General features: G+C 38.7%; 15 protein-coding genes and 2 pseudogenes. 4 read left to right on the plus strand and 13 right to left on the minus strand.

Going from position 1 to position 14572, the window contains the following annotated elements; translation table 11 throughout:
- Nucleotides 1–2: 2 nt before the first annotated feature.
- The 6 genes from FC19_RS02335 to FC19_RS02360 all read right to left on the minus strand — a co-directional run bounded on the left by FC19_RS02335 (nucleotide 3) and on the right by FC19_RS02360 (nucleotide 5051).
- Nucleotides 3–209 carry a DUF951 domain-containing protein gene (locus FC19_RS02335; protein ID WP_057875391.1) on the minus strand — a complete coding sequence of 69 codons (207 nt, stop codon included), beginning with the start codon at nucleotides 207–209 and terminating at the stop codon, nucleotides 3–5.
- Nucleotides 210–238: 29 nt separating this feature from the next.
- On the minus strand, nucleotides 239–1120 hold the full coding sequence (locus tag FC19_RS02340; RefSeq protein ID WP_057875392.1) for a ParB/RepB/Spo0J family partition protein: 882 nt from the start codon (nucleotides 1118–1120) through the stop codon (nucleotides 239–241).
- Complete coding sequence (locus FC19_RS02345) at nucleotides 1113–1877, minus strand: ParA family protein (RefSeq protein WP_057738614.1); 765 nt, start codon at nucleotides 1875–1877, stop codon at nucleotides 1113–1115. The genes FC19_RS02340 and FC19_RS02345 overlap by 8 nt, the downstream gene beginning before the upstream one ends.
- A gap of 14 nt (nucleotides 1878–1891) precedes the next feature.
- Nucleotides 1892–2749 (minus strand): nucleoid occlusion protein, encoded by an 858-nt coding sequence (gene noc / locus FC19_RS02350; RefSeq protein ID WP_057875393.1) that lies wholly within the window; start codon nucleotides 2747–2749, stop codon nucleotides 1892–1894.
- The gene (rsmG, locus tag FC19_RS02355; RefSeq protein WP_057875394.1) at nucleotides 2749–3498 is read right to left on the minus strand and encodes a 16S rRNA (guanine(527)-N(7))-methyltransferase RsmG; all 750 of its coding nucleotides are present in this window, start codon (nucleotides 3496–3498) and stop codon (nucleotides 2749–2751) included. The genes noc and rsmG overlap by 1 nt, the downstream gene beginning before the upstream one ends.
- A gap of 179 nt (nucleotides 3499–3677) precedes the next feature.
- Nucleotides 3678–5051, minus strand: coding sequence for an MFS transporter (locus FC19_RS02360; RefSeq protein WP_057875395.1), 1374 nt, complete (start codon nucleotides 5049–5051; stop codon nucleotides 3678–3680).
- A 228-nt stretch (nucleotides 5052–5279) separates the two neighbouring features.
- Here FC19_RS02360 and FC19_RS11425 point away from each other — a divergent pair, with 228 nt between their 5' ends.
- Nucleotides 5280–5453, plus strand: coding sequence for a hypothetical protein (locus FC19_RS11425; protein ID WP_157061237.1), 174 nt, complete (start codon nucleotides 5280–5282; stop codon nucleotides 5451–5453).
- Between the two features lie 239 nt (nucleotides 5454–5692).
- Here the strand turns inward: FC19_RS11425 and FC19_RS02365 are convergent, their stop codons facing one another.
- The 3 genes from FC19_RS02365 to FC19_RS02375 form a co-directional block, all read right to left on the minus strand.
- Nucleotides 5693–6544: an N-acetylglucosamine-6-phosphate deacetylase gene (locus tag FC19_RS02365; RefSeq protein ID WP_057875396.1), complete on the minus strand. Its 852-nt coding sequence runs from the start codon at nucleotides 6542–6544 to the stop codon at nucleotides 5693–5695.
- A gap of 22 nt (nucleotides 6545–6566) precedes the next feature.
- Nucleotides 6567–7733, minus strand: a complete 1167-nt coding sequence (locus FC19_RS02370) for an SIS domain-containing protein (RefSeq protein WP_057875397.1) — start codon at nucleotides 7731–7733, stop codon at nucleotides 6567–6569.
- 481 nt (nucleotides 7734–8214) lie between these two features.
- A complete protein-coding gene (locus tag FC19_RS02375; protein ID WP_057875398.1) occupies nucleotides 8215–8601 on the minus strand; it encodes a winged helix-turn-helix transcriptional regulator in 387 nt (128 codons plus the stop codon).
- Nucleotides 8602–8797: 196 nt separating this feature from the next.
- Between FC19_RS02375 and FC19_RS02380 the strand changes: the two genes are divergently transcribed.
- On the plus strand, nucleotides 8798–9820 hold the full coding sequence (locus FC19_RS02380; RefSeq protein WP_057875585.1) for a zinc-binding alcohol dehydrogenase family protein: 1023 nt from the start codon (nucleotides 8798–8800) through the stop codon (nucleotides 9818–9820).
- 58 nt (nucleotides 9821–9878) lie between these two features.
- On the opposite strand, the gene FC19_RS02385 is transcribed toward FC19_RS02380, so the two are convergent.
- Nucleotides 9879–10268, minus strand: coding sequence for a nuclear transport factor 2 family protein (locus tag FC19_RS02385; protein WP_235809302.1), 390 nt, complete (start codon nucleotides 10266–10268; stop codon nucleotides 9879–9881).
- A gap of 357 nt (nucleotides 10269–10625) precedes the next feature.
- On the opposite strand from FC19_RS02385, the pseudogene FC19_RS02390 reads away from it, so the two are divergent.
- Nucleotides 10626–11805: pseudogene (locus FC19_RS02390) on the plus strand (multidrug effflux MFS transporter).
- 223 nt (nucleotides 11806–12028) lie between these two features.
- Here the strand turns inward: FC19_RS02390 and FC19_RS02395 are convergent.
- The 3 genes and pseudogenes from FC19_RS02395 to FC19_RS02405 form a co-directional block, all read right to left on the minus strand.
- Nucleotides 12029–12700 (minus strand): type 1 glutamine amidotransferase, encoded by a 672-nt coding sequence (locus FC19_RS02395; protein ID WP_057875400.1) that lies wholly within the window; start codon nucleotides 12698–12700, stop codon nucleotides 12029–12031.
- A gap of 39 nt (nucleotides 12701–12739) precedes the next feature.
- Nucleotides 12740–13326 (minus strand): annotated as a pseudogene (locus tag FC19_RS02400) (DUF554 domain-containing protein).
- A 112-nt stretch (nucleotides 13327–13438) separates the two neighbouring features.
- Nucleotides 13439–14125 (minus strand): SDR family NAD(P)-dependent oxidoreductase, encoded by a 687-nt coding sequence (locus FC19_RS02405; RefSeq protein WP_057875402.1) that lies wholly within the window; start codon nucleotides 14123–14125, stop codon nucleotides 13439–13441.
- A 142-nt stretch (nucleotides 14126–14267) separates the two neighbouring features.
- Between FC19_RS02405 and FC19_RS11290 the strand changes: the two genes are divergently transcribed.
- Entirely contained in the window at nucleotides 14268–14531 is a 264-nt protein-coding gene (locus FC19_RS11290) for a winged helix-turn-helix transcriptional regulator (RefSeq protein WP_083488299.1), read from the plus strand.
- Nucleotides 14532–14572: the final 41 nt, after the last annotated feature.

The raw sequence follows: 14572 nt of genomic DNA on the forward strand, positions 1-14572 counted from the left end.
TCCTAATCTTGTTCTTTTTTAGCTTGTTCGAGAACCTTTTTGAATTTGCGATTAAATTCACGCCGCGGCATCATAATTAAATGATTGCAGCCAGTACATTTGATCTTGATGTCCATACCCACTCTGATGATCTCCCACCGATTAACTCCGCATGGATGCTGTTTTTTCATTTCAACAATATCATGTAACGCATATTCTGTTGTTGGCATTTGAATTCCCCCAATTTAGTCTTTGCGTTCTAATCCAAGCTGATTCCCAAAATATCCAAGATTCGGTTAAAATCTTTGGTTGATAAATAATCAATCTCTATTTTACCTTTACCTGATTTTGATCTTTTCTTAATCGCGACCTTTGTCCCGAATTTTTCCTGCAAAGCCGTCTCACTTTGTTTATAATATGGCTCATTCGGGTCTTTGACGACTTTTTTGCTTTTCTTGGAATTTTTGCCATTCATTTCAGCAATCAGCTGTTCCAATTGCCGAACAGTCAAATTGTCATGAATCGTTTTTTCAGCCAACTGAACCAACTGCTTCTTGTCTCTTAAAGCCAACAAAGTTCGTGCCTGTCCCATTGAGAGCTTCTCAGTCTGAAGCATCTTTTTAACTTCTGATGGCAAGCCTAGAAGCCTAAGATAATTTGCAATATACGGCCTGCTCTTACCTAAACGTTCAGAAACTTGATTTTGCGTCAAGCTAAGTTTCTCCATCAAGGTATTGTAAGCTTCCGCTTCTTCGAGGGGAGTCAGATCTTCACGCTGAAGATTTTCTAAAACAGCGATTTCCATCATGCTAGCCTCGTCTATTTGGCGCACAATTGCTGGAATCGTTTCCTTGCCAGCAAGTTTGGAAGCTCGAAAACGACGTTCACCAGCAATGATTTCATAACCTTTGACAGTCGACTTGCGGACAATAATCGGCTGAAAAACACCGGTTTTCTTAATTGAATCTGTTAGTTCAGCTAAAGATTCTTCATCAAAAGTTTTTCGCGGTTGATAAGGATTTGGCCTGATTTCAGTCAATTTTAACTCAGTTACAACTTCTTCCGTATCGCTTGTTTCGTCAAATTCTTGAAATAAGGCCTCGATACCACGACCTAATCCTTTATTATTCTTATTAGTCATGAGCAGCCAGCACCTCCTTGGCCAGAGACATATATTCTTCTGCGCCGCGTGAATTAGGGTCATAATCAATAATTGCTTTCCCGTGACTAGGCGCCTCTGAAAGACGAATATTTCGTGGAATAACAGTTGTATATACCTTATTCTTAAAGTAGTTCTGTACCTCGGCAACAACTTGTGTTCCAAGATTCGTTCGTGCATCAAGCATCGTCATCAGAACTCCTTCGATTTTTAAATCTGGATTGAAATGTTTTTGGACCAAACGGATTGTATTCATCAATTGACTTAATCCTTCCAAAGCATAGTATTCACTTTGAACTGGGATTAAAATCGAATCACTTGCGCTGAAAGCATTGATTGTCAATAATCCCAAAGAAGGTGGACAGTCGATCAAAATATAATCATAACGATCCTTGATCTGCTTAACTGCATCTAAAAGACGTGACTCTCGTGCCATCTGTGAAGTTAATTCGATCTCAGCACCTGAAAGTTGGATCGTTGCTGGAACAATGTCAAGCCCCGGATGACTACTGGGAATAATCGTCTCGGCAATCGGATATTCATTGACCAAAACATCATAGATATCTTTCTCGATCTTCGCCTTATGAATCCCGACACCGCTTGTGGCGTTGCCCTGTGCATCAGAATCTATCAACAGAACCTTTTTGCCTAGCTCTGCTAAACATGCTCCAAGATTGACACTAGTAGTTGTCTTACCGACACCGCCTTTTTGATTTGCCAATGCAATCACGATTCCCATGAATCTTTCGCCCCCTATTTTTTCTTTGTATCTTCCTTGCTTACTTTTTCGAGCGGAATGTCGATGATGATGCGATGAAAATCTTTATTATCTTCTTCATGTGTCTTGATCTTCATCCCATTGTCATTGACCATTTTAAGTGCCTTTTTAATCGTGTTAACTGCAACACGCAAATCACTGGTAGACCCCTTGGAACGTTTTTTGGGGCGATCCTCTTTAGCCTTGCCATCATTATTTAGCTTTTGGACCAAGGCTTCGGTTTCCTTAACTGTCATTTCTTTGGCGATAACTTGTTTAACAACCTCTTCTTGTTGTTTTTCCTCCAAGGCCAAAACCGCCCGACCATGACGTTCAGTGATTTTTCGGTCTAAAATAGATTGCTGTGCAAACTTTGAAAGCTTTAATAACCGCAGCTTGTTAGCCACAAAAGATTGGCTTTTGCCTATCGCCCGTGCTAATTCACTCTGGGTCAGCCGATTTAATCCCATCAGCTCCTTATATGCACGTGCCTCTTCGATCGCCGTCAATCCCTCACGCTGCAAGTTTTCAATGACTGCCATCGAAGCTGCTTCAGTATCCGTCATTTCTTTGATAAGCGCGGGAACCTTTTCCCATTCCAGCTGAGTTATCGCACGAAAACGACGCTCTCCAGCAATGATTTCATAATGTTCCGGTTCGTATTGCCGGACGATGATTGGCTGCAGCAAGCCATGCTCCTTAATCGTATCAGCTAGCTCGCTAATCTTATCTTTGGCAAAAACCTTACGCGGTTGAAAACGATTAGGAACGATTTGTTCAAGTGGGATTTCCGTGATTCGCTGCTGTGTATCATCCACTGTTTTTTTCTTTTTGTTCCAAAATGAAAATGCCATCATCCTTCCCCCTTGACGTCAGATTTTACCAGTGGCTTCTTAGCAGGAGTCCCTGGTTTCCGCGGATACTTTTTAGGTGTCACACCCGTTTTTGCAATAGTAATAATATGCCGTTCATCGCCATTTTCAGGCAGAAACAGTTCATCGTCTGCAATAATTTTCCCACCTAATTTTTTAATCCCGTAGCGGGCATCTTCCAGCTCAGCTTGCGATTTTTGTGCCTTAAGTGCAATAAAATTGCCTCCCAATTTCACCAACGGTAGACATAATTCTGCCAAAACGGACAAGCGCGCCACAGCTCGGGCAGTTACAATATCAAAGCTTTCCCGAAAAGAACTCTTTTTGCCCGCGAACTCTTCTGCTCGAGCGTGATGAAATTCCACACCTGTTAATTGTAGTTTATCCGCCAACTCATCGAGGAACTTGATCCGTTTATTGAGCGAATCAACAATTGTAACCTGCAGCTTAGGGAAAGCAATCTTCAACGGTATTGAAGGGAAGCCCGCGCCTGCTCCGACATCACAGATCCGCAATTCCTTATGTTGAAGGTCTTTAATAACCAGCGCCGGCAACAACGAGTCATAAAAATGTTTCAGATACACTTCTTCTTGGGCAGTAATTGCCGTCAGATTAACATGTTCATTGGCTTCAACTAAGAAATGATAATATGTCTCGAATTGCTGCATCTGCTCTGTTGTCAAATCAATGCCATGTTGGGCAAGTTCTTGTCTGAAACGCTCTGGAGTCATAATATTCCTCTTTCATATCTTAATTTAAATTGATATTTCTTTTTGTGAAACAATATGTTTCACACACTACTTTAGTTTAAAGTATTTTAGAACTAAATACAAGAGAAGGCATGGTTTTAAAGCGACTTTTTCCATACCTTCTCTTGTTGTTTAATTATCAGCAAATAAAGTTATCTTACTTACTGATTCTTTTTCGTTTGACGAATGGCACAGGCTAAAATGAATCCTATAACTTCCAATACACAGAAGAATAAGAAAGCATTCCGATAGCCGCTGACCGAACTGACTGATTTGCTTCCAGCAACTACAATCAGGGTCGCGAGCGTGACACCAAGCGCCCCCAAAAGCTGGCGAACTGTCGTAATGATTGCTGTTCCATGAGATATTTGCGCTTCTGTTAGTGAATCAGCCCCTAAAGTTGTTGCTGGCATCATGACAAAAGCATTTCCACCTTCAATCAGCATTGCAAAAACGATCATTGATACGAGCGTCAGCTCCTTCGCGAAGACAGCCAATGCCCCCCAGCCGCAAACTAGCATCAGCATTCCAATGATTAAGGTTTTCTTGAACCCAATTTTTTCAGCTAACTTTCCAGTCAGCGGATTCAGAGCACTTAACAAGAGCGCTGGTGGAACTAACGCCAAACCGGATACTAAAACTGAAGTATGCAGTATTTTTTGATAGTATAACGGGTAAATAACTGTAATAACGATCAACGAAATATAAGCAATCCCTGTGAGCAGCACTGCTAAATCAAAATTCACGACCCGCATGACACTTAATTTTAAAAGCGGTTGATCAAGTGTAAACTGCCGATAAATGAAATAACCTGTAAACGCCAGACTAACGATCAACAATAACAGTAATGAAGAAGTCATTTTCAACCTGCTGCCGTAGGTTTGAACAACATACAAAATACCGATCAAACCAAATGATGCAACCACTGAAACAAAATCAAAACCGCTTTTCTGTCGCGGCAGAACATCATATATATTGAAAAATGCGCTCACGAATACGATCAGAATCACGATCAAGAAAAAGCAGAAAAGGCTCTGCCAACTGAGATAATTCAAGATAATTCCTGATATGATTGGACCGCAAGCTAATGCTGATCCCATTACAAGCCCCGCTAGTCCCATGACAGAAGGCCTTTTCTTAGTCGGTGTAATTGTCAGCAAAACTGTTTGAAATGATGGGAACAACACTCCAACCGCAATCGCTTCAAGTGCTCTTCCTATCAATGCAAAAATAAAGTTCGGTGACAAAATAATCATCGCAGTTCCAACCATAAAAATCAGTAAAACACTCAAATAGATTTTTTTGAACGAATAATTATTCAACAACCAGGGGCTCAGCGGCATCATAACACACATGATCAACATAAAACCCGTTGTCAGCCATTGAATCGTAGGTGCATCAACTCCAAAATACTTCATTAGCGTCGGATATGCTGTCGATAGCGAAGATTGGCTAATCGACATCGTAAAGGTCCCTGCGAGCAATGTCCACACAAAAATCGTTCTCTTAATACCATGTAATTCTTTTTCTCCCATAAAACTCACTCCTAAGTTGTCCTCTTAAATGATAGTTGATTAAAAGTAATTTGTAAATATTCTAAATTACTTTTACAAAGTCAATTTGGTCAAAAAAAGTATTTAATTAACCCAAACAAAGATTATTCTTTTATTTCAACATTCTTAAGCTCGGCAGCACTTCTTTGTTTGAGTTTAACCATCTAAAGCGCTATCATTTAAACAGATAATACTTAGGAGGCGGTCATTATGAACAAAGATTTACGTGTTGTCTTAGCATTGGTAATCATTTCGCTGGTTATTCTTCGCGGTTATCTCTTCGATACCAGTCCAATCGATACTTATCTTGATTATGGTGCTGTATTGTTGGCATTAGTCGTGATGCCGCGTCCGAAATTTGCTCTATGGCCGCGAAGAAGCTAAGCCCCGATATTTTTTTGGAAGAAATTCTTTTTAAAATGAAGTTTGACTTGAACCATTAATTGATGTCTCACTTAAAATTATAAAAAGGCTAAGTCGAAAAATTTGGCTTAGTCTTTTTTTGTATAATTTTTGCATTAGCCTACCCCAATAACCAGCCCTTTTGCCAAGCATAAACTTACTTGTAAGCACAATCAGAGCGTAGTCTACAATCACTGCTCAAAGACGACTTTTTTGCTCCGTTACTCTAGGGCCTGCCGAACAAACCCATTTTTATCACGTAAAAACTTGATTGCGGCATTCTTATCCAATCCTAAAAGGATCATAACAATTGCGGCTTTTACATTTCTATCCGCTTTTTCCAAAAATCTTTTTGCAGTGATATCATTACAAGAAGTCGCTTGTATAATTATCCTGCAAGCTCTGTGTGTAAAACCTCGCATTCCATTGAAAGCATGTGTAAAAATGTCAGCCCCTGCATCAATTGCTTCTTTTGCTTGATCATATGTAGCGTTGGAATGTCCAAGTGCAACGTGAACCCCCATCCTTACAGCCTCTCTGATAAAATCAATGCTTCCCGTTCTCTCTGGGGCAATAGCAATTTTTTTAACCAGATTGCCAGACAATTTTTGCCACTTTTTTAATATCTCAATTTTCGGATCACGGAAATACTGCGGGTTCTGCGCGCCTTTGTGTTCCACCGTAAAAAATGGTCCTTCATAATAAATCCCTTGAATTTTCGCACCTTTTTCACTGCCTGCGTGTTCCCCAATATTCTTAGTAACATGACTTAACTGTTCAATGCTTGCTGTTAATGTGGTTGGCAGCCAGCTGGTCACACCAGTTTCTAACAATGCTTGTGAAATAGCATCGATGTCTTCCCAGGCACCATCCATAACATCATGTCCAACCATCCCATGAATGTGTGTATCAACGTAACCAGGCACAACTAATTTGTTAGGATAATTCAATATTTTTCCGTTCGGTTCAGCATGTATAAAATTTCCAAAATGTCCGTCGATAATTTCAAGATATCCTTCATTTTCGATTCCGCTCTTCAAAAAAAACTTATCAGCATGAATATAGTAATGCATAGTTTCCACCTTCCATAAAAAGCTATAGGTGATGAATAGTAACACCTTTGACAACTCTGTTGACTGTGCCCGTAATTGAAGGCCTATCTGGAGTATTTTCTATCTTTACAGATGTTAGAAGAGCAAAAGTCTGTGCCACCATGATATAAGGCAGAGCTAAATAACTCTCAGGGATCTGCTTATTTCCTCCGATAAATACAAAATTTTCTTTCTCTCTCCTATCCCCCTCCTGCATATCAATTCCTACTGCCTTCAAAGCAATTTTTTCTTTTCTAATTTCCGCAAGAATATCTAAGTCGTAGAGTCTTGAGTATGGATTATTATTTATAAAACAAAAAACTATTGTTTTTGTATTAATGAATGATTTAGGCCCATGCCTAATTCCCATTGATGACTCAAATAATGTTGCAATTTTACCTGCTGTTAGCTCCAATAACTTTAGTTGCGCTTCCTGTGTTAAAGCTGCCAAACCACCAGATCCCAGGTAGATAACTCGCTCGAAATCTAAATCTGATAGAGCTTTTATTTCAGGTTCACGTTTAATAACTTCATGGCCCATTTGCTCAATTAGTTTTACGTATTCTTTCTTTTCTTCCAGCGCACTTGAATCAAAAACAAGCACTGCCGTTAAAAGCATACAGGTAAAACTCCCCGTCATTGCAAAACCGTTATCATTTGAGCGTGCAGGTTGAAGTAAGACAAGATTATTTTCTCCAGTTGAATAGACTTGGGCTAACTTCCCACTCGGATTACATGTGATAACCAGTGACCATAATTTAGTAACTATTTTTTGTGCCAGTTGAATCGCTGCAACACTCTCGGGTGAATTGCCACTGCGGGCAAAAGATACCAACAATGTTGGGGTATGACTTTCAAAGTACTCTAATGGAGCGGAAACTAATGTGGTGGTAGCAATTGCTTCAAAACTGTATTTTTTTCTGTCGCCTTTCAAATTCAAATATGGAACAATCGTTTGACCGACAAAATCCGAGGTCCCAGCTCCGGTGAGAATAACACGTACTCTCTGCCCACCTGCTTGTTCTAGACATGTAAAAAAATTATCAAGCTGATCTATATTTTCAGTGTAATTTTCACAGACTTCGGCCCACAATTCAGGCTGTTGCTCGATTTCCCTTGTCGTGAATTCAGCTCCTTCACTATTTAAATCCTCATTGCCTTTTTCAAACATTTTCATCCTCCTTTCTTTTAGCTTTCACAAAAAGCAATTCCACCTAAATCTTAATAAAGGCTTATTTTATTAACTAACTGTCTACGCAAAAACAGTTAAACAGCAATAGTACAGCTGTTGGTTGAGATTCTATACTTAGATTTTTGCATTGTAAATAGGCATAGACCAATTCCGTGTATATAACTCTTTTTTTGCTGCATATGTTTGTTTCACAATAATTTTCATTAAATAAGATTATTTTCTTAATTTTCATAAACTCAAAGAAAACTGTCAGTAGTATATTTTCTCGGCAAAATGTCATATAATATAACCCTTTTTCTTGTCGCAATCTTAGTCCACTAAAAAAACACCTTGCACGACTTGACGCTGAGGTCCAAATCGTACAAAGTGTTTAATTTTGTGAAATTTTTTTGAGATTACGTCAGATCCATGGTAACCGCATTTCTTGCCGTTGAAGATAGCTTAGCTCGCTTAACTTCACTTAAGATTCGTACCCTAACGCCCTGCAATCTTCGGCATTTGCATGACCTTCTTTAACGATTGTTTGATTATAATGATCTCCCCATTTTTCCATTGCTTCGACAACTGGTGCAAGGCTCTTTCCAAACTCAGTCAGTGTGTAATCCGTTTTAGGAGGCATTACAGAATACACGTTTTTCTTAACCACATTATCTTTTTCGAGTTCATTCAGTTGCAGGGCCAACATTCTGCTGGAGCAATCTTCTATTTTTCTCTGCAGTTCACCAAAACGACAGGTATCATTCTTGAGCAGATGATATAAAATAACTGCTTTCCATTTTCCCGATATTATCTGTAAAGTACTTTGAACTGGGCAGCCGTCTTGGCATGCGTAAATATGTCTTTGCATAATTAACTCCCTCTTTCAATGACCAGCTTCATTAATCTAACTAATACAATAACACTTCAGCCGTCCTTCAATCTATTTTGCACAAGTCTTTGCTGTAACACTTTTGTGATCATCTTACAAAAATTTCATTATTGCAACATTTTTGTCCGTAATTAATAATGATTGTGAAAGAAGGAATGCAAAAATGACTACGATAATGAAAGCAATCGGATTTAAAGAACATCTTCCAATCGAAAGCAAGAACAGTTTAATAGAATTTGAATTACCTAAACCGACAGCGAAGGGGCATGATCTACTGATCAAGGTAGAGGCCGTTTCTGTTAATCCTGTTGATACAGGAGTTAGGAAAAGCGGGCATGGAGTACTTAAAGAACCTAAAGTAATTGGATGGGATGCGGTCGGCACCGTTGCCTCTATTGGTGATAAAGTTTCGCTGTTTAAAGAAGGTGATCAGGTCTTTTATGCTGGTTCTTTTAAACGTCCCGGCAGCAACAGTGAATTCCAATTAATTGATGAGCGGATCGTGGGGCATGCCCCAAAGAAGCTATCTATCCAGCAAGCTGCAGCTATGCCTTTAACCTCTCTGACAGCCTGGGAAGCCCTTTTTGAACAGTTAGAAATCGATCCACACAATCAAGAATCGAATCATAACAAAACAATTTTAATTATCAACGGCTCTGGCGGAGTGGGATCAATCGCCGTTCAGTTAGCTCACTGGGCTGGCTTAAAGGTCATTGCAAGTGCCTCGCGTCCCGAAACAATTGAATGGGTAACAGGGTTTGGAGCTGACCAAACAGTCAATCACCGACGAGATCTGGTAAAAGAGGTCCGAAATCTTGGTTATAAATACGTTGATTTTATTTTGGAACTAAACGACTTGGATGGTCATTGGAATGAAATGGCTGAATTGATTAAACCCAGCGGCCGGATTGCTTCCATTACTGAAAATCGCCATCCAGTTAATTTACGCAAACTTACGCAAAAACGCGCCAAGTTTGCATGGGAATGGATGTACACCAAGTCCTTCTATCAAACTCCTGATATGATCACCCAGCATCAAATTCTCGATCAGGTTGCTGACTTGCTAGACAAAGACATACTAAAAAGTACCTTGAATAAAACCTTGTCTCCCATAAATGTGCAAAATCTAAAAGAAGCGCACCAATTGGTCGAATCTAATCACATGATCGGCAAAGTTGTCATCAGTGCTCTAGAGTAGCCAACAAGTATTTTTATTTAATGAATTGCTTCATTCCACATCATCAAGCTGTATTAGTTTAGTTGCTGCCTGTCTCTTTAAAGGGCCGATAAAGATCATGGCTAGCAGCGTACTCACTAATATGGCTGATTTTGTCGTCAGTAAAATCAATTAACGAAACTCCATCAAAATTATATTCTTTCTCTTCTTTTGCGTGAAAGAACCACATTACAATGAAAACACCAGAATCTGTTTTTTCAATATTGCTGATATCCCATTCTAAGACTGTTTGCTTTTTTAACATAGAATTTATCCACCCATTAAGCTCGTTTAAGCCACGGTAACTTGCTCCATTACATTCGCGGTAGTAAACATCATGTGTGAAAAAATATTCAATATTAGGGAAATCACGCGTGACCCATGCTTTAAAATATTCTTCGATGAGTCTCTCTAAACTAGATTGTCTCAAAACCATCATCTCCCTTAAACAAGTAATAAACATCTTATAATGTATTCATGAACATACCTATATCACTTTTTGCTCTTAATTTAGACGTTCAATTTGTTAGGACCATGCGTTGCATAATCACAGCTTGTGCTTGAATTGTACAACATTTTTTTACACTAGGCACTAATGCAACACTCAGCTATGTTAGAATATTAATATTTATTGCAAATATTTTTTCGCTGGTTATTGTGCATTTTTCAAATATGTATTTGAGGGAGTGAAATCTTTTAATGACTGAATATACTTGTTTCATATGCAAAGCAACTGTAATTGTATAAGGGCGTTTTTCCGCATATTTTATAAATTAGGAGAATCATTATGAAAAACGCCCAGAAAAATGTTCCATCCATTTTACTCATTATTGTTCTTATTGGATTCCCGCAAATCAGCGAGTCCATCTTTACACCCGTGTTGCCCGCTTTGAGGACGCATCTACATGTGTCGGCACAAACTGCCAATTAACAATGAGCACATATTTTATTGCATTCGCCATTGGCGTTTTATTTTGGGGAACATTGTCTGATAAAATAGGCCGCAGATTAGCAATGCTTAGTGGAATTGTTATTTACCTATCTGGAAACTTAGGATTGTACTTTGCACAGGACTTCAATATTGTACTGCTTGCACGTTTGATTCAAGCCTTTGGTGCCAGTTCAGGTTCGGTAATTACTCAAACAATCATGCGTGAGGCTTATATTGACACCACTAGATCAAAGGTATTCGCTAAAACTGGAGCAGCGATGTCACTGGCTCCTGCGCTAGGGCCTCTGATTGGCGGTTGTGCACAAACCTTTTTTGGGTATCGCAGCGTGTTCTCAACACTAATATTGATTGCTATATTGATTCTGCTTTATACAGGGTTTTACCTCCCAGAAACCCGAAAAACTGTGGTAAAAAGCGCAAAGATTGGTATGCTTAAAATCTTAATCAGGATTATGACGGATAAGACAGTTTTAACATATGGTCTATTAGTCAGTGGAATTAATGGCATTCTCTTCAGCTACTACGCTGAAGCTCCGTTCATCTTTATTGAACATTTCAAAATGACATCAATTCAATATGGTTTGATTGGTATCGTTATTGCCCTATCAACCCCATTGCAGGTGCAATGGTTATAAACTATTATGTCCTTAAGTTTTCAAAGACATTTTTAGTAAAAAAGGGATTGTTTATTGCACTGTTAGGAACAGTCGGATTAATCATCGCAGCCGTTAGCAATTCAATGACTGGTATGATCATAGCTACATTTTTTACATTTTGGGGACTAAATATCACACTACCAATTACACTCGAACTGGCATTAGTGGGATATGAAAACATAATTGGTACTGCGAGTGGCCTTTTCAGTTTTTTATATTACCTTGTCATCAGCTTTTTCACTTATTTGATGAGCTTACTTCACAGCGGCTCAATCATAAGCCTTCCTATTTACGTTGCCACATTAGTTATACTCATGCTAATTGCTTATTCTATAGAGGTTAGAAGTGCGAGAAAATGACCCTTTATACGGCTACGGCTTTTGTTTACGATTAGGTAAAAAAGCACAGTCTAAGTCCAAACAAAAATCTGGCGCATGCCAATAATAGTGATTTAACAAAGGATTGAGTCAAATATAAACATTTGGCCCAATCCTTTATTTTAGCTTTGCATTATGTGAAGCAGCTTTTTAATAGTCTTGCTTTTATTTAAAGCCTAACGAATATTGGCACATTCCCTTTTTTCTATTTATCTGCACTAAGGTAATCCAATAACTTGAACATAACTTGCTCATTATCTTCAGGTACCGGTGTTTTCAAAATATCAGCCGCAGTTTGTTTAAGTACTGATCCTTCGATATATGGAAAATCGTTAATCACCATTTCACGGACATTATCCGGCTGCGGTTCAAAATGAAACTGCAGTCCTATGATACGGTGACCTATGACAAAACCCTGATTTTTCACTCTATCGCTTGAGAAAAGTAATTCAGCTCCTTGAGGTATCTCAAACATTTCTTCGTGCCAATGCAACGCCAACAACTGTTTGGGCAAGTTCGGGATTGCCTCACTTTGACGATAAACTGGTGCCCACCCAACTTCTTTTGCTGGTGCTTGGCTGATTGAAGAACCTAAAGTTTTAGCAATCTGCTGCGCTCCATAACAAGCTCCAAACATTGGTATCTCCATGTCTATTAGTTGTTGAATAAGTATGCGTTCCTTTATAATCCAAGCCGCATCATCATTAGGGCTCATCGGCCCACCTAAAATAATAAGCATGTCAGTCTCTTCAGCTTTGGGCAAAAAGCCAAATTGATATGGATGATAAATGTAAATCTCATATCCATGTGCCCGACCCCAAGCTGAAACTGATCCCGGTCCTTCATTAGGAGTATGCTGCAAAATGTTGATACGCATAACAATCACCCCTTTCTATATTAGCTAAATTACCTGTCATTACCACAGCATATCTGCGGTTAAAAAAGCTTTAATGAGCGTCGCAAGTAAAGTTATCCCACCTTCAAAACAAAGCAACGGAAGTGCAGAAAAGGCACATCCGATACTATATGAAGATGCCAGCAGCAGAACAATGATAAAGTCAATGGATGATTTAGTGAATAAAATCGATGGATCATGGTTCAACCCATCTTGAAGTGCTCCAACCATTGCCATCGCCCCAATACAGACAGTTAATGTTGATATAACAAAACCTTCACTGAATTTGGAGGTTTGACTTCGCCTAAAACATTGCGCGAGAATCGCTCCAAGGTTGTTCAACCATGCATCTATATCTATCAGTTCACCAATGATTGTCCCAGCCGCCAACGAAATAACCAGCATAATTGCTCCAATTACTGTAATCGCATTATTTTTAATGACTAGCATTTTGCTCAAAGTGCCCGAAAAACCAATAAATATAATTCCCAGTCCAATCACCTGTAAGACGTTTTTTGAATTTTCATCGGAATAATTCTTTGAAACAAGTAACCTATAATTCCCCCAACAATAATAGCACTTGCATTAACTAAAGTTCCTATTCCCACTACAAATGAAACTCCCTAAATTAAAGTATAAAAAAATAATTTTTATTTTACACTTTATTAAAACAATTTTTCAATGAAAAAAATAGGCTTTATTTAACTAATTTAGCTCAATTTACCTGATTACTGTAGCTTGAGTCACACCCTTAGGATAAACTTCCTCACCGTGTTCATTATTAACGTATTTCTGATACCAGCGATCAGCCACACTATCCGGATCATTGGCTTTACGCGTCCTTTCTTTTAAAAAGACTCCTAAAGAAATATGGCCAACAAAGATATTTTTATCTTTCAAACTTTGGTCTAAATTCAAAACATAATTTCTTAGTGCAGCTTTGGCAACACTAGCATCAGCCATGTTAGGATTGGGATAAATAGCAGATAAACCAGTGGTAAACAGCAACGCACCTTTCTTTCTACGCAGCATACTTGGTAAAACTTCTTGCACAGATTGAATAGCTGCCAACAAATTTCCTTGCAAACTAGAGGCAAGGTTCTCTGGCCGCAGATCTTTAACATTGATTGGATTTTGATGACCCAGGTTAGGACTGAATTCCATAATGTTTACTTGCCCGAACTTTTGGTATATTTCACTGAAACTGGTTTTCAACGAATTCAAATCATACATATCTGCTGTAAAGTAAGAAGATTGAATGTTATCTTTATTTAATTCCGACTGCAAAAGAGCAAGTTTAGCAGGATTACGCGAAATTAATATAACATGATAGCCATTTTTTCCAAATTTTTTTGCTAGGGACAATCCCAATAATTTACCTGCTCCCACAACAACCATTGTTTTCATAATAATAGCCTCCCTTTGTTTATTCATATTATAATGACGTATGGCAGCAAAAATAAGTACGCAGTTTTAACTGCCCTAGAATACTGATAAGGAGATATGCTTATGTATGCAACTAACAATAATCGCCCTGTGATGTCACACATTGCCACTATTAAAGGCAAGTGGAAGATCCCTAATACTATGGCAACTATTCCATCAAAAAGAAGGACTACGCTACAACGAATTAAAACGAGAACTCAAAATTGTCACTAACATCATGCTGACCCAATCTCTAAGAGAACTTGAAAATGATGGGTTGATTATCCTTAAGGAATACCATGAAGCCAGTCCACATGTTGTGTACTCTATCAGTCGATATGGAATTGAATTTGTTAACCAATTGTATAAATTACCGCCGCGTTTTTAAGCCTTTTTTAAATCTTTTTAGACTTAATTGTGCTAGAAGTG

Origin of the sequence: Liquorilactobacillus aquaticus DSM 21051, assembly GCF_001436755.1 — a bacterium.
In the GTDB taxonomy this organism is placed as follows: domain Bacteria; phylum Bacillota; class Bacilli; order Lactobacillales; family Lactobacillaceae; genus Liquorilactobacillus; species Liquorilactobacillus aquaticus.